The sequence below is a fragment of the Mesorhizobium sp. M7A.F.Ca.US.014.04.1.1 genome, from assembly GCF_003998745.1.
Lineage (GTDB): Bacteria > Pseudomonadota > Alphaproteobacteria > Rhizobiales > Rhizobiaceae > Mesorhizobium > Mesorhizobium ciceri.
The window spans coordinates 1-3,521 of record NZ_RZRW01000579.1 but is presented as its reverse complement, the minus strand read 5'-3'; the positions used below and the strand labels follow the sequence as shown (position 1 = coordinate 3,521).

Here is a 3,521-nt window from a genome sequence, read left to right as displayed (position 1 = left end):
GGCTGGTTACGACGCGGCCCTTTGCATGTATCACGACCAGGCGCTTATCCCGGCCAAGGCGCTGGCTTTCGACGAGGCGGTCAATGTCACGCTCGGCCTGCCCTTTATCCGCACCTCGCCCGACCACGGCACGGCCTTCGACATCGCCGGCAAGGGTGTGGCGCGGCCCGACAGCCTGATAGCGGCGCTGAAGCTTGCCCGGCGGCTGGCCGACACGAACACCAAGGCGGTTGCCGCATGAGATCTCGGGCATGACCATCGACGGGCTGCCGCCGCTGCGCGAGGTGATCGAGCGTCATGGGCTGCAGGCGAAGAAGGCGCTCGGCCAGAATTTCCTGCTCGACCTCAACCTCACCGGCAAGATCGCCCGCACCGCCGGCGACTTGTCCGATGCAACCGTCATCGAGGTCGGCCCCGGTCCCGGCGGGCTGACCCGCGCCTTGCTTGCCAACGGAGCGCGCCAGGTGATCGCCATAGAGCGCGACGAACGTTGCCTGGCTGCTCTTGCCGAAGTGTCCGGCCACTATCCCGGCCGGCTGGAGGTTGTTTCGGGCGATGCGCTGAAGACGGATTTCACGGGCCTTGCCGGTCGAGCGACCGGCAATGGCGGCCCGGTCAAGATCGTGGCCAACCTGCCCTACAACATCGGCACGGAGCTGCTGGTGCGCTGGCTGACGGCCAGCGACTGGCCGCCTTTCTACACCTCGATGACTCTGATGTTCCAGCGCGAGGTGGCCGAGCGCATCGTCGCTCCCGCCGGCAGCGACAGCTATGGCCGGCTGGGGGTTCTTGCCGGCTGGCGGACGGAGGCGAGGATCGCCTTCGACGTACCGCCACAGGCATTCACGCCGCCGCCAAAGGTCACCTCCTCGGTGGTGCATCTTGTGCCGCGCCCGATGCCCCTGCCCACCGAGGTGAAGAAACTCGGCCGCGTCACAGAAGCCGCCTTCGGCCAACGTCGCAAGATGCTGCGGCAAAGCGTTAAGAGCCTCGGCGGCGAGGCCCTGCTCGACCGCGCCGGCATCGATCCGACACGCCGCGCCGAGACGCTCAGCGTCGAGGAGTTTGTAAGGTTGACAAACGCGGTGTAAGAAGCTGCCGATCTGCCCCCTCGTGGGGGAGATTGGCGCTTCACAGCCTCAACCCGTCTTCTCGTCCAACAGTCCCGAGACGAAATCGAACAGGCCTGGCCGGCGGTCGCGTCTCAGCCGCTCGGCGACGACGATGCCGCGCACTTCGGCGAAGGCGCGGTCGAGGTCGTCATTGACGATGACGAAATCATATTCCTTCCAGTGCTCGATCTCGTTGCGGGCGTTTTTCAACCGCGTTTCGATCACCGCTTCCTGGTCTTCGGCGCGGCGCTTCAGCCGTGCCTTCAACTCCTTCATCGATGGCGGCAGGATGAAGATCGAGACGATGTCGGCGCGCATCTTCTCCTTGAGCTGCTGGGCGCCCTGCCAGTCGATGTCGAACAGCATGTCGCGCCCTTCAGACAGCGCCAGTTCGGCAGGCTCGCGCGGTGTCGCATAGCAATTGCCATGCACCTCGGCCCACTCCAGCAGCGCGTCTGAATCACGAAGCCGCTCGAATTCGCGCATCGTCCGGAAATGATAGTGGACGCCTTCGATCTCGCTGCCGCGGCGCGGCCTGGTGGTGACCGAGACCGACAGTTCGAGGCTGGAATCGCTTTCCAGAAGATTGCGCGCGATCGTCGACTTGCCGGCGCCGGACGGCGACGACAGGACGAGCATCAGGCCCCGGCGGCGAATGCGGGACCCCAAATCCTTGGCAACCATCGGCTACTCCAGATTCTGGATCTGTTCACGAAACTGGTCGACCACCGCCTTCAGGTCCAGCCCGATCGCGGTGATGGCGGCGGCATTCGACTTGGAACACAGCGTATTCGATTCGCGGTTAAATTCCTGTGCCAGAAAATCGAGCTTGCGACCGACCGCGCCGCCGCCCACCAGCAGTGCCCGGCCGGATGCGACATGCGTTTTCAGCCGGTCGATCTCTTCGCGAATATCGGCCTTGGTGGCCAGGAACGCGGCCTCCATGTGCAGTCGGGTGGCATCCAAATTGGCGGAAGCGTCCATCAGCAGCCTGACCTGCTCGGCGATGCGTTCCCGGATCACCGCGGTCTCGCGGGATGGATCCACTTCTGCCCGCAGCGTCAGCGCCTCGATTGTGTCGATATGACCCGACAGCAGCAAAGCCAGCGCGGCCCCTTCGCCCTGCCGTGCCTGTTCAAGCCCGTTCAAGGCCACTTCGAGCGCGGCCATGATCGCGGCATCGAGCGCGGCCCTCGCCTCCTCGGTTTCGACAGTTTCGGGAATGTCGAGCACGCCGCGCAGCGACAGCAGTCCATCCGAGGTCGCCGCAGCAACGCCGAACTGCTCCTGCAGCCGCTTGGCGAGCCCGGCCAGGTCCTTCAGGAAGGCTTCGTTGACGACCGGCTGCGCCTGCGCGCCGACGGCACGGCCGATGGTCAGCGTCGCCTGAAAATTGCCGCGTGCAAAACGTTGCTGAAGTATCTGCCGGACAGCCGGTTCCAACCGCTCGAAGCCTTGCGGCAGCCGCAGCCGTACTTCGACGCTCTTGCCGTTGACGGACTTGACCTCCCAGGCGATCGAAGTGCCTTCGTGCTCGGCGACGGCACGTGCAAAACCGGTCATGCTCTGCAAATTCATATCGCCCACACGTCCCTGGCACATTGCCCCGAACCGGCTTTCCGGACAGAGCAAGTGCGGCTTGAAAATGACTGCGCCGCAGGCGCGTCGAAATCGGACGCGCGGCGCTCTTGCAAATGTCAGGGCGTCGCCTGTCGGGCAACGCCTTTCTTCATTCTACTGGGCAGCGCCCGCGTCACCGCCGCTGTCGTCGGCACCGTCAGCAGGCCCACTGTCGGCCGGCCCACCGTCCGCCGGCTTGACGGCATCGCTGTCGCCGCCGCCGGTCGTCTTGGCGGCTTTGGCGACGTCATCCGCCTGCTTCTTCTGCAGAGCGCGATAGCGGGCGACATTCTCGTTGTGCTCGTCCAGCGTCGCGGCAAAGACGTGCCCACCGGTGCCGTCGGCGACGAAATAGAGGTCGTCGGTCTTCGACGGATTGGCCACCGCCTCCAGCGCTGCACGACCCGGATTGGCGATCGGCGTCGGCGGCAAGCCGTTGATCACATAGGTGTTGTAGGGGGTCTGTTTCTGGATATCCGACTGGTAGATCGGCCGGTCCGCCGGCTTTCCCTTGCCGCCGAACAGCCCGTAGATGATGGTCGGATCGGATTGCAGGCGCATGCCCTTGGCAAGCCGGTTCAGGAAGACGGCGGCAACCCGTGAACGCTCGTCACCCTTGCCCGTCTCTTTCTCGACAATCGAAGCCAGCGTGACGAACTCCTCGACGTTGGCCAGCGGCAGGTCCGGCGCGCGCCGCTGCCAGACATCGTCAACCAGCTTCTTCTGATCCGCAAGCAGCTTGTCGACCATCTGCTGGCGTGTCGCGCCGCGCGTGAAGCGCAGCGTGTC

At 64.9% G+C, this 3,521-nt stretch carries 5 protein-coding genes; 2 read left to right on the top strand and 3 right to left on the bottom strand.

The genetic code is table 11. The features are described 5' to 3' along the window. Window positions 1–241 (top strand): 4-hydroxythreonine-4-phosphate dehydrogenase PdxA (locus EOA22_RS27900; RefSeq protein WP_206521343.1); only part of this gene is annotated, 241 nt, incomplete at its 5' end. A gap of 10 nt (window positions 242–251) precedes the next feature. Further along, entirely contained in the window at window positions 252–1,091 is an 840-nt protein-coding gene (gene rsmA / locus EOA22_RS27895) for a 16S rRNA (adenine(1518)-N(6)/adenine(1519)-N(6))-dimethyltransferase RsmA (RefSeq protein ID WP_127390372.1), read from the top strand. Between the two features lie 48 nt (window positions 1,092–1,139). Here rsmA and gmk read toward each other — a convergent pair whose 3' ends face one another. The 3 genes from gmk to mltG form a co-directional block, all read right to left on the bottom strand. Beyond that, window positions 1,140–1,796 carry a guanylate kinase gene (gene gmk / locus EOA22_RS27890; protein ID WP_013532512.1) on the bottom strand — a complete coding sequence of 219 codons (657 nt, stop codon included), beginning with the start codon at window positions 1,794–1,796 and terminating at the stop codon, window positions 1,140–1,142. Between the two features lie 3 nt (window positions 1,797–1,799). Then, entirely contained in the window at window positions 1,800–2,690 is an 891-nt protein-coding gene (locus EOA22_RS27885) for a YicC/YloC family endoribonuclease (RefSeq protein ID WP_127390371.1), read from the bottom strand. 156 nt (window positions 2,691–2,846) lie between these two features. Next, a partial coding sequence (mltG, locus tag EOA22_RS27880; RefSeq protein ID WP_127390370.1) for an endolytic transglycosylase MltG occupies window positions 2,847–3,521 on the bottom strand: 675 nt, incomplete at its 5' end.

What these genes read in the sequence shown, in the direction of transcription:
- rsmA (WP_127390372.1), top strand. Translation starts at nt 252, where the DNA reads ATGACCATCGACGGGCTGCCGCCGCTGCGCGAGGTGATCGAGCGTCAT.
- gmk (WP_013532512.1), bottom strand. Translation starts at nt 1,796, where the DNA reads ATGGTTGCCAAGGATTTGGGGTCCCGCATTCGCCGCCGGGGCCTGATG.
- EOA22_RS27885 (WP_127390371.1), bottom strand. Translation starts at nt 2,690, where the DNA reads ATGAATTTGCAGAGCATGACCGGTTTTGCACGTGCCGTCGCCGAGCAC.